The sequence below is a fragment of the Pseudomonas sp. GW821-FHT02A11 genome (assembly GCF_059421985.1).
Genome location: NZ_JBWKWB010000006.1, coordinates 129060 through 154179, shown reverse-complemented (window position 1 = coordinate 154179; position 25120 = coordinate 129060). Strand labels below are relative to the sequence as shown.

Annotated in this window: 23 protein-coding genes; 9 read left to right on the top strand and 14 right to left on the bottom strand. The window is 61.2% G+C overall.

What is annotated here, in order from left to right; genetic code table 11:
- Positions 1 to 34: 34 nt before the first annotated feature.
- Positions 35 to 2044 (bottom strand): DNA helicase Rep, encoded by a 2010-nt coding sequence (gene rep, locus AC07V9_RS12030; RefSeq protein ID WP_495015936.1) that lies wholly within the window; start codon positions 2042 to 2044, stop codon positions 35 to 37.
- Positions 2045 to 2247: 203 nt separating this feature from the next.
- On the opposite strand from rep, the gene AC07V9_RS12025 reads away from it, so the two are divergent.
- The gene (locus AC07V9_RS12025; RefSeq protein WP_495015935.1) at positions 2248 to 3918 is read left to right on the top strand and encodes a putative bifunctional diguanylate cyclase/phosphodiesterase; all 1671 of its coding nucleotides are present in this window, start codon (positions 2248 to 2250) and stop codon (positions 3916 to 3918) included.
- A 1-nt stretch (position 3919) separates the two neighbouring features.
- Here AC07V9_RS12025 and AC07V9_RS12020 read toward each other — a convergent pair whose 3' ends face one another.
- Entirely contained in the window at positions 3920 to 5302 is a 1383-nt protein-coding gene (locus AC07V9_RS12020) for a NorM family multidrug efflux MATE transporter (RefSeq protein ID WP_495015934.1), read from the bottom strand.
- Between the two features lie 166 nt (positions 5303 to 5468).
- On the opposite strand from AC07V9_RS12020, the gene AC07V9_RS12015 reads away from it, so the two are divergent.
- Together AC07V9_RS12015 and AC07V9_RS12010 are read left to right on the top strand one after the other, a co-directional pair.
- The gene (locus AC07V9_RS12015; RefSeq protein WP_495015933.1) at positions 5469 to 6389 is read left to right on the top strand and encodes a LysR substrate-binding domain-containing protein; all 921 of its coding nucleotides are present in this window, start codon (positions 5469 to 5471) and stop codon (positions 6387 to 6389) included.
- Between the two features lie 325 nt (positions 6390 to 6714).
- On the top strand, positions 6715 to 8688 hold the full coding sequence (locus tag AC07V9_RS12010) for a methyl-accepting chemotaxis protein (protein ID WP_495015932.1): 1974 nt from the start codon (positions 6715 to 6717) through the stop codon (positions 8686 to 8688).
- A gap of 202 nt (positions 8689 to 8890) precedes the next feature.
- Here AC07V9_RS12010 and AC07V9_RS12005 read toward each other — a convergent pair whose 3' ends face one another.
- Together AC07V9_RS12005 and AC07V9_RS12000 are read right to left on the bottom strand one after the other, a co-directional pair.
- Complete coding sequence (locus AC07V9_RS12005; protein ID WP_495015931.1) at positions 8891 to 10384, bottom strand: YifB family Mg chelatase-like AAA ATPase; 1494 nt, start codon at positions 10382 to 10384, stop codon at positions 8891 to 8893.
- Between the two features lie 171 nt (positions 10385 to 10555).
- The gene (locus AC07V9_RS12000) at positions 10556 to 10819 is read right to left on the bottom strand and encodes an accessory factor UbiK family protein (protein ID WP_495015930.1); all 264 of its coding nucleotides are present in this window, start codon (positions 10817 to 10819) and stop codon (positions 10556 to 10558) included.
- 417 nt (positions 10820 to 11236) lie between these two features.
- Here AC07V9_RS12000 and glnK point away from each other — a divergent pair, with 417 nt between their 5' ends.
- The 4 genes from glnK (at position 11237) to sutA (ending at position 14060) form a co-directional block, all read left to right on the top strand.
- Positions 11237 to 11575 (top strand): P-II family nitrogen regulator, encoded by a 339-nt coding sequence (gene glnK, locus AC07V9_RS11995; RefSeq protein WP_002555808.1) that lies wholly within the window; start codon positions 11237 to 11239, stop codon positions 11573 to 11575.
- Between the two features lie 33 nt (positions 11576 to 11608).
- The gene (locus AC07V9_RS11990; RefSeq protein ID WP_495015929.1) at positions 11609 to 12955 is read left to right on the top strand and encodes an ammonium transporter; all 1347 of its coding nucleotides are present in this window, start codon (positions 11609 to 11611) and stop codon (positions 12953 to 12955) included.
- A gap of 250 nt (positions 12956 to 13205) precedes the next feature.
- Positions 13206 to 13637, top strand: a complete 432-nt coding sequence (locus AC07V9_RS11985) for a secondary thiamine-phosphate synthase enzyme YjbQ (RefSeq protein WP_495015928.1) — start codon at positions 13206 to 13208, stop codon at positions 13635 to 13637.
- Positions 13638 to 13730: 93 nt separating this feature from the next.
- Positions 13731 to 14060, top strand: coding sequence for a dormancy-specific transcriptional regulator SutA (gene sutA / locus AC07V9_RS11980; protein ID WP_495015927.1), 330 nt, complete (start codon positions 13731 to 13733; stop codon positions 14058 to 14060).
- A 136-nt stretch (positions 14061 to 14196) separates the two neighbouring features.
- Here sutA and AC07V9_RS11975 read toward each other — a convergent pair whose 3' ends face one another.
- The 6 genes from AC07V9_RS11975 to lptM are packed head-to-tail and all read right to left on the bottom strand — an operon-like array spanning position 14197 to position 18788.
- Positions 14197 to 14892 (bottom strand): HAD family hydrolase, encoded by a 696-nt coding sequence (locus tag AC07V9_RS11975; RefSeq protein ID WP_495015926.1) that lies wholly within the window; start codon positions 14890 to 14892, stop codon positions 14197 to 14199.
- Entirely contained in the window at positions 14889 to 15785 is an 897-nt protein-coding gene (gene xerC / locus AC07V9_RS11970; protein WP_495015925.1) for a tyrosine recombinase XerC, read from the bottom strand. Before xerC ends, AC07V9_RS11975 begins: the two co-directional genes overlap by 4 nt.
- Positions 15786 to 15787: 2 nt before the next feature.
- Positions 15788 to 16525: a DUF484 family protein gene (locus AC07V9_RS11965; protein ID WP_495015924.1), complete on the bottom strand. Its 738-nt coding sequence runs from the start codon at positions 16523 to 16525 to the stop codon at positions 15788 to 15790.
- Between the two features lie 13 nt (positions 16526 to 16538).
- The gene (gene dapF / locus AC07V9_RS11960; protein WP_495015923.1) at positions 16539 to 17369 is read right to left on the bottom strand and encodes a diaminopimelate epimerase; all 831 of its coding nucleotides are present in this window, start codon (positions 17367 to 17369) and stop codon (positions 16539 to 16541) included.
- Positions 17370 to 17372: 3 nt separating this feature from the next.
- Positions 17373 to 18620 carry a diaminopimelate decarboxylase gene (lysA, locus tag AC07V9_RS11955; RefSeq protein ID WP_495015922.1) on the bottom strand — a complete coding sequence of 416 codons (1248 nt, stop codon included), beginning with the start codon at positions 18618 to 18620 and terminating at the stop codon, positions 17373 to 17375.
- 9 nt (positions 18621 to 18629) lie between these two features.
- A complete protein-coding gene (gene lptM, locus AC07V9_RS11950; protein WP_495015921.1) occupies positions 18630 to 18788 on the bottom strand; it encodes an LPS translocon maturation chaperone LptM in 159 nt (52 codons plus the stop codon).
- Positions 18789 to 19026: 238 nt separating this feature from the next.
- Between lptM and cyaY the strand changes: the two genes are divergently transcribed.
- Complete coding sequence (gene cyaY / locus AC07V9_RS11945; RefSeq protein ID WP_495015920.1) at positions 19027 to 19386, top strand: iron donor protein CyaY; 360 nt, start codon at positions 19027 to 19029, stop codon at positions 19384 to 19386.
- Positions 19383 to 19601, top strand: coding sequence for a DUF1289 domain-containing protein (locus AC07V9_RS11940; RefSeq protein ID WP_495015919.1), 219 nt, complete (start codon positions 19383 to 19385; stop codon positions 19599 to 19601). Before cyaY ends, AC07V9_RS11940 begins: the two co-directional genes overlap by 4 nt.
- A 137-nt stretch (positions 19602 to 19738) precedes the next feature.
- On the opposite strand, the gene AC07V9_RS11935 is transcribed toward AC07V9_RS11940, so the two are convergent.
- The 4 genes from AC07V9_RS11935 to argH form a co-directional block, all read right to left on the bottom strand.
- Positions 19739 to 22588, bottom strand: a complete 2850-nt coding sequence (locus AC07V9_RS11935) for a class I adenylate cyclase (protein WP_495015918.1) — start codon at positions 22586 to 22588, stop codon at positions 19739 to 19741.
- Positions 22589 to 22790: 202 nt separating this feature from the next.
- Positions 22791 to 23039, bottom strand: a complete 249-nt coding sequence (locus AC07V9_RS11930) for a TIGR02647 family protein (protein ID WP_495015917.1) — start codon at positions 23037 to 23039, stop codon at positions 22791 to 22793.
- 324 nt (positions 23040 to 23363) lie between these two features.
- Complete coding sequence (locus AC07V9_RS11925; protein WP_495015916.1) at positions 23364 to 23654, bottom strand: hypothetical protein; 291 nt, start codon at positions 23652 to 23654, stop codon at positions 23364 to 23366.
- A 14-nt stretch (positions 23655 to 23668) separates the two neighbouring features.
- A complete protein-coding gene (gene argH / locus AC07V9_RS11920) occupies positions 23669 to 25063 on the bottom strand; it encodes an argininosuccinate lyase (protein ID WP_495015915.1) in 1395 nt (464 codons plus the stop codon).
- Between the last annotated feature and the right edge of the window lie 57 nt (positions 25064 to 25120).

The following is a 25120-nucleotide window of genomic DNA, read 5'->3' as shown; positions in this document are numbered from 1 at the left end:
ACGCGCAAATAAAATGTAGTAGATGAGTCGATGTCTAGCGTTTGAGCATGGCGCGTATATCCGCCAGTGCCGTGTTACCGCGCACGGCTTTTACTTCGGTCGGCGTGTCGTCGTTGCCTTCCCAGGCCAGGTCGTCCGGGGGCAGCTCATCGAGGAAACGACTCGGCAGGCAGTCGATGATCTCGCCGTATTGCTTGCGCTTGGCGGCAAAGGTAAACGCCAGGGTCTGGCGGGCGCGGGTGATGCCCACGTAGGCCAGACGGCGCTCTTCCTCGATGGTGTCGGCCTCGATGCTGGAGCGGTGCGGGAGAATTTCCTCTTCCATGCCCATGATGAACACGTAGGGGAATTCCAGGCCTTTTGAGGCGTGCAAGGTCATCATCTGCACGCCCTCGGCGCCATCTTCCTCTTCCTGCTGACGTTCGAGCATGTCGCGCAAGACCAGTTTGCCGATGGCCTCTTCGATGGTCATGCCGCCTTCTTCGTCTTTCTCCAGCGTGTTTTTCAGCGCCTCGATCAGGAACCACACGTTGCCCATGCGGTAGTCGGCGGCCTTGTCGCTGGAGCTGTTCTGACGAATCCAGTTCTCGTAATCAATGTCCATGACCATGCTGCGCAAAGCGGCAATCGGGTCTTGGGTCGCGCACTGCTGGCGTACGCCGTCCATCCAGTGCTTGAAGCGCTTGAGGCGGTCGGTGAAACGGCTGTCCAGATGCTCGCCCAGGCCGATTTCGTCGGTGGCCGCGTACATCGAGACCTTGCGCTCAGTGGCGTAGTTGCCGAGTTTTTCCAGGGTGGTCGAGCCGATTTCCCGACGCGGCACGTTGATCACGCGCAGGAAGGCGTTGTCGTCGTCCGGGTTCACCAGCAGGCGGAAGTAGGCCATGAGGTCCTTTACTTCCTGACGCCCGAAGAAGCTGTTGCCGCCCGACAGGCGATACGGAATCTGGTGATGCTGAAGCTTGAGCTCGATCAGCTTGGCCTGGTAGTTGCCGCGATAAAGAATCGCGAAATCGCTGTACGGCCGGTCGGTGCGCAAGTGCAGGCTGAGAATCTCGACGGCCACTCGCTCGGCTTCGGCGTCTTCGTTCTTGCAGCGGATCACGCGGATTTCATCGCCGTGGCCCATCTCGCTCCACAGCTGCTTTTCGAACTCGTGGGGGTTGTTGGAAATCAGCACGTTGGCGCAGCGCAGGATGCGGCTGGTGGAGCGGTAGTTCTGCTCCAGCATTACCACTTTGAGCGACGGGTAGTCGTCCTTTAGCAGCATGAGGTTTTCCGGTCGCGCGCCGCGCCAGGCGTAGATTGACTGGTCGTCATCGCCCACTACGGTGAACTGGCAACGGGTGCCGATGAGCATTTTCACCAGCAGATACTGGCTGGCGTTGGTGTCCTGGTATTCGTCCACCAAGAGGTAACGCACCTTGTGCTGCCATTTTTCGAGGATGTCGGCGTGTTCCTGGAACAGCTTCACCGGCAGCAGGATCAGGTCGTTGAAGTCCACCGCGTTGTACGCCTTGAGCGTGCGCTGGTAGTGGGTGTAGACGATGGCGGCGGTCTGCTCCTTGGGGTTGCGCGAATTGGCCAGGGCCTCGGGGGGCAGGATCAGGTCGTTTTTCCAGGAATCGATCATGTTCTTGATCTCGTCGACGCCATCGTCGCCCGAGTATTCCTTCTGCATGATGTCGGTCATCAGCGCCTTGACGTCGGTCTCGTCGAAGATCGAGAAACCCGGCTTGTAACCCAGGCGCGCATGCTCCTTGCGGATGATGTTCAAGCCCAGGTTGTGAAACGTCGAAACAGTCAGGCCGCGTCCTTCGCCTGGGCGCAGCAGGGTGCCAACCCGCTCTTTCATTTCCCGCGCCGCCTTGTTGGTGAAGGTCATGGCGACGATGTACTGCGCACGAATGCCGCAGTTCTGGATGAGGTGGGCAATCTTGCGTGTGATCACGCTGGTCTTGCCGGAGCCAGCACCGGCGAGCACCAAAAGAGGGCCGCCGACGTAGTTCACGGCTTCTTGTTGCCGGGGATTGAGTCGGGACATGGGGAAAATGGGGATCGCTTGAAAAATGGGCGGGCATTTTAACAGGGTCCGAGGATTGTGCAGCGACCGTCCGACACTGTGATGCGTCACGCTATCTATATTTCGCCGTTTTGTTACATTTGCGCATCCCGCGTTGGATCAACGCGTTTGACGACCCTCGTTTGAGTGGGCGCTGATGTCTTTTGTTTGTGTGGGGAGCTAGCTTGTCTACGCCTGTCGAACCCTTGCGTTTGCTGCTTCTGGCGGACACGCCGCAATGGCAAGCGTTATTGCGCGAGTGCCTGGCGCCTCTGGGAGATGCCGTATTTCTCGACTGCGCGTCGAGCTGGCAAGCTATTGGCGATCCCGCTGATCCTGCACACGCCTTTATCCTCTTTACGCTCCCGCACCTGCAACCTGCCGCCGGACAATGCAGCTGGCCAACTGTGCTGCTGTTCGATGCCGAGCCGCAAACCGACCCGGTAGGCGTCGCCGACTGGCTCGTGCATGACGCCCTCACCCCGCAAAGTCTGCGTCGCTGCCTGCGCCATGTGCGCGAACGCGGTTTGCTGGAAAACACCCTCCAGCGCCTGGCCGAACAGGACCCGTTGACCGGCATCGCCAACCGCCAGGGCTTTCAGACCCTGCTTGCAGCGCGTCTGGCCGAGTTCGATGGCCGTGGGCTGGCGCTGGGGCATCTGGATCTGGACAACTTTCGCCGCGCCAACGACGCCTTGGGCCATCAGGCCGGAGACCGACTGATCCTGCAGGTGGTCTCGCGACTCAAGAGCCAGCTCGACGCTTGCGATCAACTGGCGCGTCTGGGCAGCGATGAATTCGCTCTGTTGATCGACACTCGTCGCGCCCCGCAGCGCGCCGAATGGATGGCCGAGCGTATCACCGAGGCGCTGTCCGAACCTTATTGGGTCGACGGCGAGAGCCTGCTGATCGGCTGTAGCCTGGGCATCGCTCACGCCCGCGCCGATGCAGGCGCCGACCCGCTGATGTGGCATGCGCACATCGCCATGCAGCAGGCCAAAAGCACCCAGGGCTGCACCTTTCACGTCTTCAACGAACGCATCAACCGCAATGCCCGCAGCCTCGCCGATCTGGAAAGCGAGCTGCGCCGGGCCTTGCGTCGCGACGAGCTGGAGCTGCATTACCAGCCGCGCCTGTGCCTGAACTCCGGGAAAATCCTCGGGCTGGAAGCGCTGGTGCGCTGGCGCCATGCCGAGCGCGGGCTGTTGCCGCCGAGCGAGTTCGTGCCCTTGGCCGAGCAGAGCGGGCTGATCGTGCCGCTGGGCTACTGGGTCATTTCCCGCGCCCTGCGAGACATGCAGACCCTGCGAGAGCAAGGCCTGCCGCCGCTGCACATGGCGATCAACCTGTCGTTCCGCCAGTTTCAGGACAACCAGCTACTGCCGACCCTGAGCCGCTTGATCTCGGATCGCGGCGTCGATGCGCAGTGGCTGGAATTCGAACTCACCGAAACCGCCGTCATGCGCCGCAGCGATCTGGTCAAGCAGACCATGGACGCGCTGGGTCGCCTGGGCGTGCGTTTTTCCCTGGATGACTTCGGCACGGGGTTCTCATCGTTCGTGCACCTCAACAGCCTGCCGATCACGCTGCTCAAGATCGACAAAAGCTTCGTTGGCGAGATGGAACAGCGCGAGGAAAATCGCAAACTGGTGCACGCCATGATCAATCTGGCGCACAACCTCAGCCTGGAAGTGGTGGCCGAAGGGGTCGAGACCCCTGAGCAACTGGCGTTGCTGCGCAGCTTCGGTTGCGATCAGGCCCAGGGTTATCTGATCAGCCATCCGCTGGCGTTGCCGGAGTTGCTGGCTTACCTGATGTTTGGTCAGAAAGAGGGGCGGGTGATGCTGGGGGCTTGAATCAGCCCATCACCACAACGCCTGTCGCCTCTTTGCGCAACAACCTCGTGGTCTTGCGCTCGAAGGCCCAGGTCAGCGCCACGGCCGAACACAGCAGGCCGATCGCCAGACCCCACCAGACACCCTCGGCGCCTTGGTGGGCGAGAAAGCCAAAGCCCCATGCCAGCGGCGCACCGACCACCCAATAGCTCGCAAGACCAATGAGGAACGTGGTCTTGGCGTCCTTGAAGCCACGAATCGCGCCCATCGCGATGGTCTGGGTGCCGTCGAGGATTTCGAACCACGCTGCAATCGCCAAAAGCTTCACGGCCAGCTCGACCACGTCCTGATATTTCGGGTCATTGAGGTCGACGAACAGGCCGATCACCACATGAGGCGCCACCCAGAACAGAATGCCGAAGGTCAGCATCAGCAGCCCGCCGAAGGCAATGCCCATGCGCCCGGCAGTGCGCGCGAGCAGCAGGTTGCCCGCGCCGTAATGCAGGCCGATACGCATGGTGACGGCGTAGGAAATCCCCACGGGAATCATGAACGCCATCGACACCGATTGCAGAGCGATCTGGTGCGCGGCCATTTGCGTGCTGCCCATCGCGCCCATGCAGAACGCCGCGAAGGTAAACAGGCCAACTTCCACTGCGTAGGTGCCCCCAATGGGCAGACCAAGGCGCCACAGTTCTTTCAGGCAAGTGCGTGACAGGTTCATCAGGCCCTTGTGAATCGGGTACGTCGCATATGCCTTGTGATAACGGATGTGCAGCCACAGGACCAGCGCCATGCTGTTGGTGACGATCGCCGTGACCAGCCCGATGCCCATCAGGCCCCAATGCGGCAGGCCGAACAGCCCGTGGATGAAGGCGTAATTGAGCCCGAAGTTGGCAGCCACCCCGACCAGGCTGATCACCATCACAGGGGTTGCACGGCCCAGCGCGCTGGTGAAACCCCGTAGCGCCATGAAGCTCAATAGCCCTGGCAAGGCCAGCGGCAAGGTGATCAGGAACTGACTGGCCATGTGCACGTTGGCTTCGTCCTGGCCGAAGTTGAGCAGGATGGGCTCAAGGTTCCACAGGATCACCGCCGCAATCACCGCCATGCCCCACGCCAGCCAGAGGCCTGCCTGGATCAGACGGGTTGCACCGGCGTCATCGTTGGCGCCTTTGCGAATGGCCACCAGCGTACCGACGGCTGCCATCACGCCGACGCAAAAAAACGAAACGAAGTTATAGCTCGCCGCGCCCAGCCCGCCGCCCGCGAGGGATTCGGGGCCGAGCTTGCCCATCATCACGGTGTCGGTGAAGACCATCAGCATATGCGCCATCTGTGAGGCGATCAGCGGCCCAGCCAGGCGCAGGATGATCCACAGTTCTTTGAAGGCGTGCTGTTGCATGGTCTTGGCGCTCGGGAAAGGGAGGCATTGATGAGCGGCTCATTGTCGGGATTCGAGCCTCAATGCACAAAGGGATAAATACGATCATTGGCATGAGTAAAACTCATCCTGAGGCTTTTGCAGTACAGTGTTGCGCATCGCCATCAGGCCAAGAGGAAAGCGCCAGATGCCTCGTACTCTCCCGCCTTTGTATGCGCTGCGTGCATTCGAAGCCGCTGCGCGACACACCTCGTTCACCCGAGCTGCCGAAGAGCTGTCGATCACCCAAAGCGCGGTCAGCCGGCACATCCACACGCTGGAGCAGCATTTCGCCTGCCGGTTGTTTCGTCGTAACGGGCGCAACCTGCAATTGACCGAAGCCGCGCGGGAGTTGTTGCCGGGCGTGCGCGAGGGCTTTTCAGCGCTGGAGCGGGCATGCAGCGCGTTGATGGCCGAGGAGGGCATTCTGCGCATGAAGGCGCCGTCGACCCTGACCATGCGCTGGCTGCTGGCGCGACTCAGTCGCTTTCGTCATTTGCAAGTGGGTAACGAGGTGCAACTGACCAGTGCCTGGATGGACATCGACCACGTGGATTTCACCCAAGAGCCGTTCGATTGCGCGGTGTTGCTGGGACGTGGGCATTTTCCGCCGGACTGGGAGGCGACCTACCTGTTTCCCGAACTGCTGATTCCGGTGGGCTCGCCCAGCCTGCTTGATGACGCGCCTTGGGACGTCGAGCGTCTGGCCAGTGCCGAGCTGCTGCACCCCACGCCCGACCGCCGCGACTGGCGCAGCTGGCTGGAGCGCATGGGGCTGTCGGATCGGGTCTCGCTCAAGGGCGGTCAGGTATTCGACACGCTGGAGCTGGGCATGATCGCCGCCGCGCGGGGCTACGGGGTGTCCATGGGTGATCTGTTGATGGTGGCCGAGGACGTCATTCAGGGGCGTCTGAGCCTGCCTTGGCGCACGGCGGTGGTCAGTGGCGAGAACTATTACCTGGTTTGGCCCAAGACTCGGCCCGGCGGCGAGCGCCTGCGCAGGCTCAGCGACTTTTTGCAGAGCGAAGTGCGAGCGATGGAGTTGCCGCAGGTGACGATATTGGAGTGAGCGTGCAACGACGTGGGGCTCACCTCAGTTGCTGGCGCCCGGTTCTTCTGTGGAAGCGAATTCATTCGCGAGAAATAGTCCAGGCGCTAGAGGTGTGTTGGATGTGCCCCCGCCTCGCGAATGAATTCGCTCCCACAAGTTATGTGCGATGCCCAATAGCCATCCGTCCTAAGACCGGGCGTAGGACTCAAGTATTCAGTCTGTCAGCCGATTCCGTATTGCGGATCCGATTCTTCTCTATCGGCCCATCGACACCCTCTATTAGAAATAGCCCGAATGGTTTGCCTGAGATCAGGATGATCCGCTCGTTCGGCAAGGAGTTTTCATGCCTCAACCCCGTGCCCGTATTGCGTCGCAACTTGGCATCGCCCTGGCCGTCATTCTGGCCGTTGTCATCAGTGGCAGTACCCTGTTCGCCCTGCGCTCGCTGGATTCGGCAAACCTGACCATTCGTGAAGAACACATGGGCAGCGAAGCGCGCTTGCTGGCTGACCAACTGAACACCTTTCACAGCACCCTGCGCGACAGCACCCAGCGCCTGAGCGGGCTGTTCGAGAAGCGCTTCAACGGCCTGACTGTCCAGCCAGACCAACAGATCGCCGTTGCAGGCATGCAGACCCCTGCGCTGCTGCTCAAGGGCAACGTGCTGAACAATGACTTCGTTGAAGTCGACGATTTCAAGAAAATGACTGCAGGCGTCGCGACGGTGTTCGTGCGCAATGGCGATGACTTCATCCGCATCAGCACCTCGCTGAGCAAACAGGACGGTTCCCGCGCCATCGGCACCGTGCTCGATCACAAGCACCCGGCCTATGAAAAACTGCTGGCCGGGCAGGGGTACGTCGGCCGCGCGTTGCTGTTCGATCGCCTGTACATGACCCAATACAGCCCGGTGCGCGACGCCAGCGGCAAGGTCATCGCCGTGTTGTTCGTGGGTTTTGACTACACCGACGCGCAGAAAGCCCAGTTCGACAACCTCAAGAGCTTTCGCATTGGTTCCACCGGCTCGCTGGCCCTGCTCGACGAGCAGAACAACTGGCTGGTGCCTCCCGCTGGCGTGAAGGATCTGGATCAGGCGCGCAAGTCGCTGGCCGATTTCGTCAAAACCCCAGGCGTAGGACGTTTCTGGCAAGACGCCGGGAATGATTTTTACACCGTGGCCGAGCCTTTCGCCGGCGGTCCGTGGTCGATTCTGGCGATCATGCCCAAAGACGAAATCAGCGCCGTGACCTGGAGCGTCGGTATTCAGTTGGCGATCGGCAGCCTCCTGGCGATGCTGATTGCGGTGGGTTCGGCGATCTGGCTGCTGCGCAGCAAACTGCAACCGCTGTCGGATCTGGTGAATCAGGCCGAGGCGTTGGGCGCGGGCGATCTGAGCGCGCGCTTGAACGTCACCCGCCATGACGAAATCGGCCAGCTGGCCGGCAGCTTCAACAAGATGGGCCAGGCGCTGGAAACCATGGTTTCGCACATTCGCACGGCGGCCCAGGAAGTCAGCGGCCGCGCGCAGGCGCTGTCTGGCCTGTCGGGCGGCGCCTATGAAGGCATGGAGCAGCAGTCCGGCGAGATCACCAGCATGGCTGGCGCGGTCGAGGAGTTCAGCGCCACTGCGCTGACCATCGCCGACAACATGGGCAACACCGAGCGGCTTGCACAAGGTAATGCCCAACAGACCCGCATCGGTCGCGCATCGATGGAAGAGGCTTCGGCCTCGCTGGAGCAGATCGCAGGTTCTCTGGGCAGCACTGCTGCGGTCATCGACACCCTTGGCCAGCGTTCTCAGGAAATCGGCGGCATCGTCAGCGTGATTACCTCCATCGCCGAACAGACCAACCTGTTGGCCCTCAATGCCGCCATCGAAGCTGCGCGGGCCGGCGAGCAGGGTCGTGGTTTTGCCGTGGTCGCCGACGAAGTCCGCAACCTGGCCTCGCGCACCCGCCAGGCCACCGACGAAATCTCCGGCATGATCGCCAGCATCCAGCAGGAAACCGGCAACGCCATCAGCACCATGGAACAAGGTAACGCGCTGATGCAGGAAGGCTTGGCACGCAACGCGAAGGTCGCGTCAGCACTGGCTCAGATCGACGAACAAAGCCGTTCGGCCGGCGATCAGTTCGCCTCGATCACCACCGCCACTCAAGAGCAAAGCAACACCGCAACCCTGCTCAGCGCCAACCTGCAGAGCATCGCACTGGCCAACAGCGAACAGCGTGAAGTGGTGTCGAATCTGGCGGTGACGGCGCAAGAGTTGAATGCGCTGGCGGCGGATCTGCGTAAGGAAGTGGACCGGTTTCGGTAAGGTTTTCGAGTTCGACCACTCTGATTCTGCCCGGAGGGCGTAGGAGCGTGGCTTGCCCGCGATCTGCTGCGTAGCGGCAGTAGATACTGTACACGCGGTACGTCTGACTCGGCCGAGGTGTCTGAGTTTACTGCCGCTTCGCGCCAGATCGCGAGCAAGCTTGCTCTTACGGCCTGCGGCCAGAATCAAAAGCTTGAAAAGCTCACCCCGTAGACGGCCGGTACTGCAACGCCTCGGCAATGTGAGTTCTGGAAATCGCCTCCACTCGTTCCAGATCCGCCAGCGTGCGCGCGACTTTCAGCAGGCGGTGGGCGGCGCGCAGTGAAAGGCTCAAACGTTCGCAGGCCGTTTCGAGCCAGGCTTCGTCTTCGGGCATCAACACGCAGTGCTGGCGCAGGGCGGGCAGGTCGAGAAAAGCGTTAGCGCAGCCTTGGCGTTGCTGCTGGCGATCCCTGGCTTCAGACACGATCTGCGCAGCGCTGGCGCTGGTCTCGCCGGTTGTTGGGGCCGATGCCAGTGAGGTGGCTTCGCGGGCGACGGTCAGGTGCAGGTCTATGCGGTCCAGCAGCGGGCCGGACAATTTGTTGCGATAGCGCTGGATCTGATCGGTCGAGCAGCGGCAGCGTCCGGTGGGTTCGCCGTGATAGCCGCATGGGCAGGGGTTCATCGCCGCAACCAGCTGAAAGCGCGCCGGAAAGCGCACCCGATCCCGGGCCCGCGAGATCACGATATGGCCTGATTCCAGTGGTTCTCTCAAGACCTCCAGCACCCGTCGATCGAACTCTGGCAGCTCGTCCAGAAACAGCACGCCATGATGAGCCAGAGTGATTTCCCCCGGTTGCGGACGACTGCCACCCCCGACCAACGCAGGCCCGGATGCCGAGTGATGGGGCTGACGAAACGGGCGCTGCGGCCAGTTGGTCAGCGGCGCGTGGCTGGCGACCGACTGAATCGCCGCGACCTCCAGCGCTTCTCGCTCGTCCAGCGGTGGCAACAGGCCTGGCAGTCGACTGGCGAGCAAGGTTTTGCCGGTACCGGGAGGGCCGCTGAACAAGAGGTTATGTGCGCCCGCTGCGGCGACCAGCAAAGCGCGTTTGGCCGCCGCCTGGCCCTGAACTTCGCTGAGGTCGGGGTAGGGCCGGGTTTGCAGAATCAGGCCGTTGGATTTGTACGGCGCAATGGGGGTGTGGCCGTTGAGGTGCGATACCAGCTCCAGCAAATGACTGACCGCGATCACCTTGAGCCCTGACGCCAGGCACGCTTCTTCAGCGTTCACGGCAGGCACGATCAGCGTGTGGCCCGCTTCCCGTGCGGCCAGTGCCGCGGGCAAGACACCCTGCACGGGCCGTATCGCCCCGGACAGCGCCAGTTCGCCCAGACACTCGATCCCATCCAGCGCCAATGTCGGCACCTGCGCGCTGGCGGCCAGCAGACCCAAGGCAATCGCCAGATCGAACCTGCCACCATCCTTGGGCAGGTCAGCGGGCGCAAGGTTGAGCGTGATGCGCCGAGCAGGAAATTCCAGCCGGCAATTGAGAATGGCGCTTCTGACCCGGTCTTTGCTTTCCTTCACCGCGCCTTCTGGCAAACCCACAAGGGTCAGGCTCGGCAGCCCATTCGCCAAGTGAGTTTCGACAGTGACAGAAGGGGCTTCGACGCCAACTTGCGCGCGGCTTAGAACAATGGCGAGGGACATGTCGATCCTTGAGGGCGGCACCGCTTCCTGCGGCGTGCTGAAGGATAGTCATGGGTGAGGCGCGAAGGGCGGCGCAAGTTCTACGGGGTGTTTCCGGGCGCAGATTTTTGCCCCATGGGGCCGTTGGCGAGCAGGCTCGCTCTCACATGGGGCAATTAAAGGCGGGCTGGATTACTCCTGAACCTGCCCCGCTAACTGCGCTTCCATCTCGGCCATCTTCGCTTCCAGTGCCTCAAGGCGGGCACGGGTGCGGGCCAGGACGATCATCTGGCTGTCGAATTCTTCCCGGCTGACCAAGTCCAGCTTGCTGAAGCCGCTTTGCAGCAAGGCCTTGAACTGGGTTTCGAATTCATTGCGCGGCAGTGGGGTCTCGCCGTTGAACAGGCGAGAGGCGTGGCCGCTCAAGGCGTCCAGAAAAGCTTTGGGTGCGAGCATGGTGATCTTCCCGAATCAGATGGGCCGCAGTGTATCACGCGACGTCTACAGGCTTTTTACGTCTGGGCTTGCACGGTTTTCGCGCATGGAGTCGTGCACGGGCGCACTGTTGTTGTGCGGGCGGGATGAGTGGTGGCGATCTGGACCCGCGACATCGGATGCAAGGTGGCGCAATTCGCGGGTTTTGGCGATATGGCAAGGTTTCTGCTTAGTGGCATGTGACCCATGCACTGATGCAGTCGCTGTGACGAATGCAGTGCGGCAGGCGGAGCGGGGAAGTGTTTCGTCAGAAGCGGTTTTCTGGGGCGGGTCTGGTCTGTTTCGGGCCATCGACGCGTTACAAAGCCAGACACTGCGCTTAGACTTGAGTCGGGTTTGTTTTCCTGGGGCAAGTCCACCAATTCGGGAGAAAGTTTCATGAAGCTAGTCACTGCCATCATCAAGCCGTTCAAGCTGGACGACGTACGCGAGTCGTTGTCGGAAATCGGCGTGCAGGGCATCACGGTTACTGAAGTCAAAGGCTTCGGACGTCAGAAAGGCCACACCGAGCTGTATCGCGGTGCGGAATATGTAGTCGACTTCCTTCCCAAGGTGAAGATCGACGTTGCGATCGATGACAAGGATCTGGACCGCGTTATCGAAGCGATAACCAAAGCGGCCAACACCGGCAAGATCGGTGACGGGAAGATCTTCGTGGTCAATCTGGAACAGGCTATTCGCATCCGTACCGGCGAAACCGATACCGACGCAATCTAAGCCGCCAAACCCAACGCCCCAGGAGTAAACAATATGACTCTGCGTCAATTCGCAGGGCTAGGAGCCCTGTTGTCCCTCGTAACCCCTGGCCTGGCCATGGCGGCAGACGAAGTGGCAGCCCCCGCTGCACCCGTACTCAACTCAGGCGACACCGCCTGGATGCTGACTTCCACCGCGCTGGTACTGTTCATGACCGTTCCGGGTCTGGCGCTGTTCTACGGCGGCATGGTCCGCTCCAAGAACGTGCTGTCGGTGATGATGCAATGCTTCGCCATTACTGGCCTGATCAGCATCCTGTGGTGCATCTACGGTTACAGCATGGCGTTCGACACCACGGGTATGGAAGCCAACGTTGTCAATTTCAACTCCTTCGTCGGCGGTCTGTCGAAGGCGTTCCTGGCAGGCATCACGCCTTCCAGCATTACCGGTGCAACGGCTCTGTTTCCAGAGGCCGTATTCGTCACCTTCCAGATGACTTTCGCCATCATTACTCCAGCCCTGATCGTCGGCGCCTTCGCAGAACGCATGAAGTTCTCCGCGATGCTGATCTTCATGGCCATCTGGTTCACCCTGGTCTACGCGCCGATCGCGCACATGGTCTGGAGTGGCGTGGGTGGTCTGCTGTGGGACTGGGGCGTTCTCGACTTCGCAGGCGGCACCGTTGTTCACATCAACGCTGGTGTGGCTGGCCTGGTAGCGTGCCTGGTGCTGGGCAAGCGTAAAGGCTTCCCGACCACCCCGATGGCCCCGCACAACCTGGGTTACACCCTGGTCGGCGCGGCGATGCTGTGGGTAGGCTGGTTCGGCTTCAACGCCGGTTCCGCCGCTGCGGCCAACGGCACTGCCGGTATGGCGATGCTGGTCACCCAGATCGCTACCGCCGCCGCTGCACTGGGCTGGATGTTCGCCGAATGGTTGACCCACGGTAAGCCAAGCGCACTGGGCATCGCCTCGGGCGTGGTTGCCGGTCTGGTTGCCATCACCCCTGCCGCCGGTACGGTCGGCCCAATGGGTGGCCTGATCATTGGTCTGGCGGCTGGCGTGGTCTGCTTCTTCTGCGCCACCAGCCTGAAGCGCAAACTGGGCTATGACGACTCCCTGGATGCCTTCGGCGTGCACGGTATCGGCGGTATCCTCGGCGCGATCCTGACCGGTGTCTTCGCAGCACCTTCGCTGGGCGGCTTCGGCACCGTGACCGACATCGCTGCACAAGTCTGGATTCAGTGCAAAGGCGTAGGCTTCACGATCATTTACACCGCGATCGTGACCTTCATCATCCTCAAGGTGCTGGACGCCGTCATGGGTCTACGTGTCACCGAGGAAGAAGAAGCGGTGGGCCTGGACCTTGCTCAACACAACGAGCGTGGCTACAACCTGTAAACACGGCTCTGAAAAAAATGCCCGGATTTCCGGGCATTTTTTTGTCTGGCGTTTGTCGATAGGCAGGACAGCTCGCACGTGATGCGAAGACGCCGTCCAGATCCTGCCCGATGCACCTCTGCAGGCGCGCCAGCAGGCGATTTCAGCGTGGTGAAGGGGTAGGTTTCAGGCTTACAGAAAACGTCACTCATTACGCGCTTTGTTTTTTTTTCCAGCGCGTTAGAATGCGCGCCGAAGGGCGGAGAACTGTATGTGGCAGCAGACCAGAATCACGCTGAGGGCACGACCTCGAGGCTTTCATCTGGTGACCGACGAGATCGTCGCAGGGCTTCCCGGACTGCGTGATTGTCGGGTCGGCCTGTTGCATCTGCTGCTGCAACATACGTCGGCCTCGTTGACCGTCAACGAGAACGCCGATCCGGCAGTACGACGCGACTTCGAGCGTTTCTTCAACCGGCTGGTGCCCCAGGGTCAGGACGGGTTTGAACACAACGACGAAGGTCCCGACGATCTGCCCGCGCACTTCAAGGCCAGTTTGCTAGGCTGCCAGTTGACTCTCCCGGTAACGGACGGACGGCTGGCGCTAGGGACCTGGCAAGGGGTTTATTTAGGAGAGCATCGCGATTACGGCGGTGCGCGTAAAGTCCTCGCCACCCTTCAGGGCGAGGCTCACGACCGCTGAGGGTTGGCGGTAGTTGAATTTTTTCTGGCTGTCTTAGAAATTAAGCGCAGCTGGGCTATAACTAATCTGCTTTCGCAAGTCATGAGGTAGAACATGAGCGACGACGACAACGAAGATCTGGTTGAAGACGGTCTGGAAGACGAGGACGACGGTGAGGAGCTTGCAGCTGCTCCCGAAGACGATGGCGCGGAAATAGACGACAATTCCGATGCCCCGGCAACCCCAACCAAAGGCAAGGCCAAGGCTGCGGTCTCGGTGGATGAGCTGCCTAGCGTTGAAGCCAAGAACAAAGAGCGTGACGCTCTGGCTCGCGCCATGGAAGAGTTCCTCGCCCGTGGCGGCAAAGTGCAGGAAGTGGAGGCCAATGTGGTCGCCGATCCGCCCAAAAAGCCTGACAACAAGTATGGTAGCCGCCCTATCTAAGGGTGTCTGATGCCTGCTGAAGAAAAGCCCGCTGTCGCTGCGGGCTTTTTTTTTGGGCTGGGGTTTGGCTTGGAATTCTTACTTTGATGCCCTGTCGGCGAAAGGCCTGAAAGGCACCAATGTAGCGATCTAAAGCCTAACCCCAACGCCCCAAAACCCCAGGCAATTCCGTCAAACTCCTGATCTGCGCATCCGGCAGCCTGTCCGCTTCCCACGTCTTGCCACTGGGGTTGTACCAGATCGCGCGCAGGCCGGCCTGTTGGGCGCCTGCTATGTCGTCGCCGGGGTGATCGCCCACGTGAACGGCATGGGGCGCCTGGGCGTTGCCGCGCTTGAGGGCTTCGAGGAAGGGGGCCGGGTCAGGCTTGCCTACCCCTAAGTCTTCGGCGCACAGGGCAAAGGCGAAGTAATCCGCCAGGCCCAGGCGGCGCACGTCGGCGTTGCCGTTGGTGACCACGCCCAGAGTGTAGGACTTGGTCAGAATCTCCAGCGTCGGCACCACTTCCGGGAAGATATCCAGCTGATGCCGCCCCTTCAGAAACACTTCGAAACTCTGCTCCGCCAAATCTTGCGCTTCGGCCTGGCCATAACCGGCATCTTCCAGCGCGTGAAACAGCACGCGACGACGCAATGCACTGATGCGGTGCTTGAAGCTTGGGTCAGCCTCGACCAGCCGTGAGCGAATTTCCCACAAATGCTCAACCGGTACCGGGCCCAGTTTTGGGGCGTTTTCCGCCAGCCAGTCACGCAGCATGGCTTCTGCGCTGACAATCGCCGGTGCGGTTTCCCACAGAGTGTCGTCCAGATCGAAGGTGATCAGCTTGATGCTCATTCGGAAGAATCCTTGCGTTTGGCCCTTGGGTGGGCGCTGTCGTACACCGTTGCCAAATGCTGAAAGTCCAGGTGGGTGTAGATCTGGGTCGTTGTGATGTCGGCGTGGCCGAGCAATTCCTGTACGCCGCGCAGGTCCTGGGAGGACTCCAGCAAGTGGCTGGCGAACGAGTGCCGCAGCATATGCGGGTGCAGGTTCTGCCCCAGCTCGCGCTCGCCCGCCGCCTTGACCCGCAACTGAATCGAGCGCGGCCCCAGGCGTCGGCCTTGCTGGCTAATGAATACGGCGTCGTCCTTAGGGTTGGCCAGCGCGCGCTGCTTGAGCCATTCCTCCAGCGCCTCGCGGGCTTTGCGACCCACTGGCAGCACTCGGGTCTTGCTGCCTTTGCCCAGCACTTGAACCAGGCCGTCAGCGAGATCCAGATGCTCGCAATCAAGTCCCGTGAGCTCGGAGAGGCGCAGGCCCGATGAATAGAACAGTTCAAGAATCGCGTGATCGCGGCGGGCGAGAAACTCGTCCTCGACACCGCCTTCCAGCAGTTGCAGCGCGCGATCAGCGTCCAGCGTCTTGGGCAGTCGGCGCTCACCTTTGGGCGGCGACAGGCCGTTGGCCGGGTCGTGCTCGCAAATGCCTTCGCGATTGAGGTAGTGATAAAAACCGCGCACCGCCGAGAGCAGCCTGGCGATGCTGCGCGACGACTGGCCCTGCTGATGAAGCCGCGCGACGAGGCTGCGCAGCGCCGGGGCATCCAGCGCTTTCCAACTGGTGATCTGCTGTGTGTCGCAAAAGCCCAGCACCTTGCTCAGGTCGCGACGGTAGGCTTGCAGCGTGTGGCTCGACACTTGGCGCTCACTGCGCAGGTGCGAGCAGTAAGCGTCCAGCTGCCGTTCCATGACTAGCGAACCGAGCGCAGGGCGTTGGTGAAGCGCGGCAGCAGGCGGCTTAACACATCGGCGATGTAGGTCAGGAACAGCGTGCCCACCGAGCTTTTGTAGTGCTGCGGATCGCGGCTGCCGATGGCGAGTACGCCGTGCAGGCCTTGATGATTCAGGGCGACGATGGCGGTAGAGCCGACTTCCTTGCTCTGATCGGCGCCGAACAGGAATTCCAGCTCGTGTTCTCTCAGTGCGCCGCACACTGTTTTGCCACCGGAAATCAGCCCGCCAATGGCTTTTTGCGCTTCAGCACCGCTGACCCAGCGGCCCACGGTCATGGGGTTGTCGCTGAACAGGATCAGGCTCACGAACGGTACCTGGAATTCCTGGCGCAGGCTGTCTTCTACGGCAATGACGATTTCTTCGAGGCTGGTGGCGTCCATCAGGTCGAGGATCAGGCGACGGGTTTTTTCGAACAGACGATCGTTGTCCCGCGCCACGTCCATCAGCTGCGACAGGCGATGACGCATCTCGATGTTGCGCTCGCGCAGCAGCTTGAGCTGACGCTCCACCAGCGAAACGGTGTCGCCGCGCTGGTGAGGGATGCGCATGGCGGTGAGCAGTTCGTCATGCTCGGCGAAGAAGTCCGGATGTTGTTGCAGCCAGGCGGAGACTGCCTCGGCTTCAAGGGTGGGCGCTGCGTTATCGGCAGGCGATTCGCTGGGCATGTCGGTCGAAGTCTGAGGCTGGTCGGTCATTGGATATGCTCACTCATAGACGTACTTGGCCTTCGTAGACCCTGACGGCCGGACCGGTCATCAACACCGGATGACCCGGGCCGGCCCACTCGATGGACAGACGCCCACCCGGCAGATCGATCAGCAGCGGCGAATCCATCCAGCCTTGGCTGATAGCTGCAACAGCCGCCGCGCAGGCGCCCGTGCCACACGCCTGAGTTTCGCCCGCGCCGCGCTCCCACACGCGCAATTGCGCGCGCTGGCGATCGACCACGTGCAGGAAGCCCACGTTCACACGCGCAGGGAAGCGCGGGTGATGCTCGATTTTCGGGCCCAGGCTGTGAACCGGCGCGTTATTGATGTCGTAGACCCGCAGCACGGCGTGGGGATTGCCCATCGATACGGCGGCCAGCTCGACGCGTTCCCCCTCGACATCCAGCGTGTAACTGAGGGCCTTTTGCGGCGCATCGAAAGGAATATCCGCAGGCTCCAGGCGTGGCGCGCCCATGTCGACGCTGATCTGCCCGTCGTTGCGGATGTCCAGCTCGATGATGCCGCCCTTGGTCTCGACGCGAATCTGCTTCTTGGCGGTCAGGCGCTTGTCCAGCACGAAACGGGCAAAGCAGCGCGCGCCGTTGCCGCACTGCTCGACCTCGGAGCCGTCGGAGTTGAAGATCCGGTAGCGAAAGTCCACGTCCGGATTGTTCGGCGCTTCGACCAACAGCAGCTGATCGAAACCGATGCCGGTGTGCCGATCACCCCATTGCTTGGCGTGCTTGGGTAGGATGTGCGCGTGCTGGCTCACAAGGTCAAGCACCATGAAGTCGTTGCCCAGGCCATGCATCTTGGTAAAACGCAGCAGCATGGCTTACTCCGGCAGCAGGCTTTCGCCGGCAAACAGCTCAGTCACGGTTTCGCGACGACGCACTTCAAAGGCTTGGTCGCCGTCTACCAACACTTCGGCGGTACGGCCGCGGGTGTTGTAGTTCGAGCTCATGACGAAGCCATAAGCACCGGCCGAATGCACGGTCAGTAGATCGCCCTCGGCCAGCGCCAGCTCGCGTTCCTTGGCCAGGAAGTCACCGGTTTCGCAGATCGGGCCAACGATGTCGTAGGTGCGCGCGGCGCCCTCACGTGGCTGCACGGCCTTGACGTCCATCCACGCCTGATACAGGGCAGGGCGGATCAGGTCGTTCATCGCTGCGTCGACGATGGCGAAGTCTTTGTGTTCGGTGTGCTTGAGGTATTCGATGCGGGTCAGCAGCACGCCAGCGTTGGCGACGATGAAACGGCCCGGTTCGAACATCAGCGCCAGGTCGCGACCTGCGATGCGCTCACGCACGGCCTTGATGTAGTCGCCAGCCAGTGGCGGCTCTTCATCGCGATAACGCACGCCCAGACCGCCACCCAGATCCAGGTGACGCAGTTGGATGCCGCAATCGCCCAGGCGATCGACCAGATCCAGCAGGCGATCCAGCGCATCGACGAAAGGTGCCAGGGTGGTCAGCTGCGAGCCGATGTGGCAATCGACGCCGATCACTTCCAGGTTAGGCAATTGGGAAGCGCGGACGTAGACGTCTTCGGCGTCGGCGATGGCGATGCCGAACTTGTTTTCTTTCAGGCCTGTGGAAATGTACGGGTGGGTGCCCGCGTCGACGTCCGGGTTCACGCGCAGGGACACCGGGGCGCGTTTGCCCATCTCGGCGGCCACGATCTGGAGGCGCTCCAGCTCGTCGGTGGATTCGACGTTGAAGCAATGCACGCCGACTTCGAGGGCACGACGCATGTCGTCACGGGTCTTGCCGACGCCGGAGAAGACGATCTTGTCAGCCTGACCGCCAGCTGCCAGCACGCGCTCCAGCTCGCCACGAGAAACGATGTCGAAACCTGCGCCCAAGCGCGCCAGGACATTGAGGACGCCCAGGTTGGAGTTGGCTTTGACGGCAAAGCAGACCAGATGCGGCATGCCGCTCAGGGCGTCGGCGTAAGCGCGGTATTGGGCTTGGATGTGGGCTCGGGAGTAGACATAGGTCGGCGTGCCGAAACGCTCGGCGATGGCAGACAATGCAACTCCTTCCGCGAACAGTTCACCGTCGCGGTAGTTGAAGGCGTCCATGGTCGGTCCCTAGTAGGTCGAATGCTTGTGCGCGTGCGATGAGTTCTGGGCGCCCGGTGCGTTGGACGTTTCACCATCGGGCAGGTACAGAGGACCTTTTTGGCCGCAGGCAGAGACCAGGCACGCAACAGCGAGGAGCGCGGCCAGGGAGGAAATCAGGCGCTTCATGGCGAAATCCTTTGTATAAGCATTAATTGCGCCCGAGTATACCGACCACCCGACAGATTGCCTATGCGCCACGGCGCCCGTCCGGCGGGGCTTTGACGCAAGCACCGGATATGTTGGCGATGGCCGCGTATTTTTTGGCGCGGCAGGCTGCAACTGGGCGGGTATGCTTTGCAATTGACCGGAAGCGACCGTATCGTGCGTCGCTGCGCCATCCGTAGACACTTTCGAGGTTCCTGCAATGAGTTTGACCGAAGCCCGCTTTCACGACCTGGTCGATGCCACTCAAGAAAAACTTGAGGATATCTTCGACGAGAGCGACCTGGATCTGGACCTTGAGAGTTCGGCCGGTGTGCTCACGGTAAAGTTCGAAAACGGCACGCAGCTCATCATCAGCCGCCAAGAGTCGCTGCGTCAGCTGTGGCTAGCCGCGCCCGCTGGCGGTTTTCACTTCGACTATGACGAAGAAGAAAAACGCTGGGTCTGCGACAAGAGCGAAGAGCTGCTGGGAGAGATGCTTCATCGTCTGACCTTGAAGCAGGTCGGCAAAGAGGTCGAGTTCGACGCTATCGACGGTCACGAAGACGGCAACCGCCAGTGACCAACGCCTCACCCGTCAAAGCCGCAAAACCGCTGTTCAGCAACGTCAGCCCGGCGGTCCCGTCACCATGCATAAGCGTGTGTCGGCTCGATGAGCAGAAAGTCTGCACAGGATGCTGGCGCCATGTCGAAGACATCCGCGAGTGGCGTGCCGCCACGGATGAGCGCAGGCGCCAGATTGTGCGCGAGGCGGATCAGCGTCGGGCACAGATTTGATTCACGGCCGCACGAACGACTGTGGGAGCGAATTCATTCGCGATGCCTAGGTACAGCCGATACATCTCTATCGCCTGATGCATTTTTCGCGAATGAATTCGCTCCCACAGGGTTCGTCCAGGCAGCAGGGGCTCAGCTCAAGCCTCATCCATCGCGTCATTGAGCGACTTCTCAAGCTCGGCCTTGTAGCGCAGGTACAGAATCGTCTCGCCTCGCGTGTCCGCCAGAATCCCTGAGAGATCCAGATCGGTGATGTAGCAGCGATAGCGCTGTGGCTCGCGGCGCTGATCGAGAATCTGCCGCGCGACGACGCTGAACAGCTGCTCGCCGAATTCAAGCTCCGAAAACTCCATGCCGTCGCAATACAGCGTGACGCTGACCTGCCCAGGCGAAGCTTCCTCGACGATGGCCTGCACGTCATAGAAAGGCTTGTCGGTGGGCATCACCGGCCCCAGACGCTGCTCGACACGTCGCGCGCGGCCAGCGCCATCCGGGGTGACGCGGTAATAGAGGGTCTCCAGCATCGACGGGTCCAGCGGGTTATCCAGCGGCAACAATGCCCCGCGCCGGTACATCAGTGACTGCAAAAAGCGCTGCAACGGCACCAGCAGGCTCGGCTCGTCGTGATAAGGCACGCGTTGGTGCCACAGGGCATTGTGTTCATCGAGCACGTACAAATCGGCGTTGGGCTCGTTGATCCGGTAGAACACTTGAATGCATTCGGGCTGGCCGTGGGGAATGATCAGCGACAGATCGCTGTCGTCCAGTGCCTGCGGGTCCAGGTGGATCGGGCTGTAGGCGGGGAGCTCTTCGCCCAGGTATTCGTAGAGCGCAGGCAGGTGTTCGAGCTTGATGTGGCTCACCTGGCCCGGCGTCATTTCCAGCACGTGATACTGGTGCTGAACCTGAATCAGATAGCGATGATTCAACCGTCGGGACAACAGCAGTTGCGCGGTATGGACCAGTTCCTCGACCCGTTGGGCAATCGCCGGCGCCCGGTTGTGGCAGAAGCAGCGCACGCGAATCACCGGTTTTGGCTGCGTTTCGGGCAGGTTGTTGAGCAGCTCGGTCAGGCAGTCGAACAGCGCGTGAGGGCCATCGAAGCGGTTGACCAGCACCTCGTTCCAGCTGTTGAGGGTGAGCTGGTCGAAGGTCAGCACCAGATTTTCCCGAACCCCGGCGTAACTCAGCGAGTCGGTACGCTCGGTGGTCATCAGGATGTTCAGGTCCTTGTGGTGCTTGAGCGGATCGACGCCGACGTTCACCAGCAGCAGGATTTCCTTGGGCACGCTCGGGCGCAGCAGGGCGTCGTCGGACACCCTCTCCAACGGCATCGGAATGCTCTGCTGCAACGCGCCTTGCAGGTTGAACAGCTCGAATTCGGTCAGGTCGCTCGCGCCCGGATGCAGGGCCAGGCGTGTGCTGCTGTCGATGACGTTGTTGCGATGGCACCAGGCGAGCAGCTCCAGCAGCTCGCGGCTGCGCTTGATCGGTGCAAACGACTCCCACTCATGGGCCCCCAGATTGCCGTTGAACAGGCCCCACTGATATTTGCCGGGCTCGCGCTTGTTGGGCGACTGCACCAGGGTCAGGGTGTCTTCAGCCAGATCCGGCGCGATGCCCGGATTGACGAACTCGACCTTGCCCGCCTTGCGCTCGAACGCCGCGTACAGGCGACGGCCCAAGAGGTTGAGGTCGCGTCTGTTGATCGAATTGACGGTGTTCTGCGTGCGGGCGAACTGGGTCAGGAAGCGATAGCTGTAATTGAGCTCGCTGACCAGCGCGCGGCGTTCGCTGGCGACCTGGCGCACTTTCCACTGGCTGCGGCTGTCGAGCAGGGCCAGTTGGCGCTCGTCCCATTGCCATTCCTTGGTCAGGCGCTCCAGCAGTAAACGCTGCCAACTGCTGGTGCGCTGGCGCGGCAGGCCAGTGAGCTTCTTGTTCACCTTCAGGTAGAGGCTGCGGCGCACCAGTTCCAGCCGCTTCGGTTCACCCCGGGCCAGCAGGTATTCCTCGATGCGGCGGTAGACCATCATGTACGGGTCAAGCTCGTCGAGGTCCACGCGGTTGGCGAAAACCTCCTTCTTCAGGCGCATGCTCAGGCACTGCACCTGTGGGTGTTCGCTGGCGTAGGCCTCGGTCAGCAGGAGTTTAAGCACTGACTTGTAGGGCGATTCGATGCCCTTGAACAGCTGCCAGAGCCCTGCGCCGATGAATTCGCCGGGCGGGATGTGGGACATGTTCCCGAGGTCGAGCACTTCGTCTTCGCGAATGAAGCGCTTTGACAGCAGCGTGTGGGTGTACTCGGCGTAACGCGTTTCTTCGTAGACCGGCACCAGCCACCAGATCGGCGTGCGGCCGGCCAGCCAGATGGCGGTGCGGTAAAACTCATCGAGCAACAGGTAATGCTGAGTCGTTCCGCAATCCTCGCCGCTCAACTGCGCATCACGCTCGCCTTGCACGAAGCGTTCTGGGTCGATCAGGAAGAAATGAGCCTCAGCGCCCATGGTCGCGGCCCAGGTTTCCAGTGCGTGACACTTTTTGCGCAGCTCAAGCACGGCTTCGGGCGAGAGGGTTGTCTCGTGGCAGATCCACACGTCCATGTCGCTCTGATCGGCCTGAGCCAGGGTGCCGAGGCTGCCCATCAGGAAAATGCCGTGGATCGGCTGGGGCAAATTCGTGCGACGCGGTTTGTAGGAAAACGACCGAGTCAGGCGTTGCGCTTCGGCCAGCGCTTGGGCATCCGGCTCGTAGTTTGAGACCCCCGCAGGCGTGGTCCCCGAAACGTAGCCCGGCAGCAGCGGATGGTTGACGTGGAAAAACAGCGGCAACAGGGCCAGCACCGATTGCTGGCGTGTGGACAGGCCCTCGTTGGCGCGACCCAGCCGCCCTTCATTAAGGGTCAGGAAGCGGTTGCGCAACTGGCTGAGGACCTTGCGGTCAATGCCCTCATCCAGATCGGGGCGAATCTCGGAACTACGGATCATCGCGTCTCAAAGCCGACGAACGGCACTGCTGGGGTGGTGAGCAAGGCGACAGTCCGGAAAGGTCCAGCATCAGACGGCTGTGGTACGGCGGCTGTGTGTTTTTTTCTGGCGCCAGAATTTCATCGGCGCAGCATCTTACAAATGAAGGGTTCGCGAAACCTTTATTTCACGCTCCGTGCAAAGGTTTCGCGATGCGGCGATTTCAGGCCGCTTCCTGGGCGGTGGACAGAATGATCAACAGCGATTGTGCGTGTTCAGCGGCATCCAGCCCAAGGCTTGTGAGATAGCCACCGTCGACCTGGGTGATCAGGCCTTTTTCGAAAAGTCGTTTGGCAGCGGCAACGGCCGTGGGAGCGGCGACGTGGTGTACTTTGAGTCCCTCCTGGGTGTTGCGCAGGTTGTACAGCGACAGGATTTCCAGTTCGGCAACCAATTCAGGGGTAAACGACATAGGTGCTCCAGACTTTTTCTAATGGATGACGCGGCGATGAAATCGCAGACGTGACAGCCCCGTGGATCGAGCGGCAGCGGGGCATCTGGAGTGTAGTAAGCGTCTAGGGATTTTGCAGGAAGTATCTGGCCGGTCGTCAGGTGAGCTGTTGCTCGCGTCACCTGGGGCCGAATTGATCTGACATTCAACGGTCTGCGCGGCGTCTGTGGGAGCGAATTCATTCGCGAGACGGCGTTACAGACGATACATGTGCATCGGATATGAGGGCCTCTGGCGAATGAATTCACTCCCACAGAGGCGAGCACGCACTACCGATAAGCCGGATTATTCCTCGTCCAGCTTCACCCCCGGCGGCAGCTTGGGCAGGGCGCGCAGGGCATTCTCGTACCATTGGGTGTTGAACGGACGGTCTTCTTCGAGAATTCCATCGATCTCCACGGCAAGTACGTGGGCCATCATTTCCAGAATGTCGTCGCGCTCATAACCGACCAGGGTCAGTTTGTTGAACGTGGCTTTGGCGGCAGGCGGGTTGTCGCTTTCGATCTGGTTTTCGATGGCCTGGATCAGGGTCGATTCAGCGAATGCTTCTTCATCGTTATCGGTTTTGTCGCTCATGGTGGACTCCTGGATTAGCGGCTGGCCAGCAACTGCTTGCCGCGCACGACAGCTGCCTTGACCTGAGACGGCGCGGTGCCGCCGATGTGGTTACGGGCGTTGACCGAACCTTCCAGGGTCAGCACGGCGAACACGTTTTGCTCGATCTGCTCGCTGAACTGGCGCAGCTCTTCGAGCGTCATTTCCGCCAGATCCTTGCCGGTCTGCACGCCGTATTTCACGGCATGGCCGACGATCTCATGGCAGTCACGGAACGGCAGGCCACGGCGAACCAGATAGTCAGCCAGGTCGGTTGCGGTGGAGAAACCACGCAGGGCCGCTTCGCGCATGATGGCGTGTTTTGGCTTGATCGCAGGGATCATGTCGGCGAAGGCGCGCAGCGAGTCGCGCAGGGTGTCGGCGGCGTCGAACAGCGGCTCTTTGTCTTCCTGATTGTCCTTGTTGTAGGCCAGCGGTTGGCCCTTCATCAGCGTCAACAGGCCCATCAGCGCACCGAATACGCGGCCGCTCTTGCCACGCACCAGTTCTGGCACGTCAGGGTTTTTCTTTTGCGGCATGATCGAGCTGCCGGTGCAGAAGCGGTCTGGCAGGTCGATGAACTGGAACTGCGCGCTGGTCCACAGCACCAGCTCTTCGGAAAAACGCGACAGATGCATCATCGCCACACTGGCCGCCGAACAGAACTCGATAGCGAAGTCGCGATCGGACACGCTGTCCAGCGAGTTGCCGCCCACGGCTTCGAAGCCCAGCAGCTGACAGGTCAGTTCGCGATCGACCGGGTAGGTGGTGCCGGCCAGCGCGGCGCTGCCCAGCGGCATGCGGTTGGTGCGCTTGCGGCAGTCGACCAGGCGCTCGTAGTCCCGGCTGAGCATTTCAAACCAGGCCAGCATGTGATGCCCGAAGGTCACTGGCTGCGCGGTCTGCAGGTGGGTGAAGCCCGGCATGATGGTGTCGGCTTCACGCTCGGCCAGGCCCAGCAGGCCTTCTTGCAGGCGCGTGATCTCGGCCAGGATCAGGTCGATCTCGTCACGCAGCCACAAGCGGATGTCGGTGGCGACCTGGTCGTTGCGACTGCGGCCGGTGTGCAGTTTCTTGCCGGTGATGCCGATGCGGTCGGTCAGACGCGCCTCGATGTTCATGTGCACGTCTTCCAGGTCCACGCGCCAGTCAAACGTGCCCGCCTCGATTTCGCCCTGAATGGTCTTCAGGCCGTCGATGATCGTGTCGCGTTCGGCATCGGTCAGCACGCCGACTTTGGCCAGCATCGTGGCGTGGGCAACCGAGCCCATGATGTCGTGGCGGTAAAGGCGCTGATCGAAAGTGACGGAGGCGGTGAAGCGTGCGACGAAGGCGTCGACGGGTTCACTGAAGCGGCCGCCCCAGGACTGGTTGGTCTTGTCGGTGCTCATGGATTCGCTCGCTGCTCTGCTGATGACTGTTCTGGTGACTGCTTTGATAAATGACGG